The sequence below is a fragment of the Candidatus Manganitrophus noduliformans genome, from assembly GCF_012184425.1.
Lineage (GTDB): Bacteria > Nitrospirota > Nitrospiria > SBBL01 > Manganitrophaceae > Manganitrophus > Manganitrophus noduliformans.
Window position 1 is genome coordinate 1 of record NZ_VTOW01000021.1, and the last position, 1,152, is coordinate 1,152.

The 1,152-nt window shown below is 53.0% G+C and carries 1 protein-coding gene; it reads right to left on the bottom strand.

The window, feature by feature from the left end; all coding sequences use genetic code 11:
• Positions 1 to 77: 77 nt before the first annotated feature.
• On the bottom strand, positions 78 to 1,112 hold the full coding sequence (locus MNODULE_RS24345; protein WP_168063801.1) for an IS481 family transposase: 1,035 nt from the start codon (positions 1,110 to 1,112) through the stop codon (positions 78 to 80).
• Positions 1,113 to 1,152 lie beyond the last annotated feature (40 nt).

Genomic DNA, 1,152 nt, shown 5'->3' on the forward strand with positions numbered 1-1,152 from the left:
TGTAAAAACCAAGATTTGATCTGACATTTTATGTTGGGGTTCCTGGATGTTTGGTTTCTCCTGATTGTCAGATCGTCTTATGCGACGAGCATCTTCTCCTTGGCCAGAGGCAGACTGTCGATGAATGTCTGCATCGGGGTCTTTCCATAACACCAGCGTCCCTGATGGGGACGGCTCTCGTTATACTCTTTCAACCATGCATCCAGATCGGCCTGTAACTCTTCGAGTGACCGATAGAGCTTCTTTCGGAAGGCAACACGATAGAATTCGTTGAGTACGGTCTTATTGAGCCGCTCACAAATTCCGTTGGTCTGCGGACTCTTGGTTTTGGTCCGTGTGTGATCGATATTCTCTACAGCAAGATAGAGTTCATAAGGATGCCGATCGGCCGTCCCGCAATACTCCGTGCCTCGATCAGTCAGGACTCGACTCAAGGGGATCTCATGTTGCTCAAAGAAGGGGAGCACCCGATCGTTGAGGAGATCGGCTGCGGTGATCGGCGTCTTTTGATCATACACCTTTGCAAAAGCCACCTTCGAGTAGGTATCGATGAAGGTCTGCTGATAGATACGGCCGACCCCCTTCAAAGTCCCAACATAGAAAGTGTCCTGCGCCCCGCAGTAGCCGGGGCACTCGCTCTCAAACTCTCCGTGGGCTTCTTTCTCCTTCTTGGCTCTCTCCAGTGCGATCACCTGCGCTTCGGTGAGCACACCCCCTTCCTGGGCCATCTTTGCTTCCAGAGCAACCAGCCGCTTTGAGAGTGTCTGCAGATCATGTCGCAGCCACACGCAACGGACTCCCGCCGGCGAGATGCTTATTGCCCGTTTGCTCAACTCGTTGGCCACGCGCACCTGTCCCCAGGAGGGCTGCTCAATCGCCAGGGCAACGACGGCAGACTCAATGTGGGCAGAAATCCGGTTCTTCAAAATCGGCTTCTGTCGGGAGATCTCCATGAGGGCGGCCTCTCCTCCTGCTTCATAGAGGTCTTTGAACCGATAGAAGCTATCGCGACTGTACCCCATGATCTTACAGGCCTGTGAGACATTCCCTAACTGCTTGGCCAGCTCCAGTAATCCCACCTTCGTCTTGATGATCTTTTGATCCTTACTCATGTCCTTGACTCCTTTCTCCCACTCTCGGGATGAGATCCAA

What these genes read in the sequence shown, in the direction of transcription:
- MNODULE_RS24345 (WP_168063801.1), bottom strand. Translation starts at nt 1,112, where the DNA reads ATGAGTAAGGATCAAAAGATCATCAAGACGAAGGTGGGATTACTGGAG.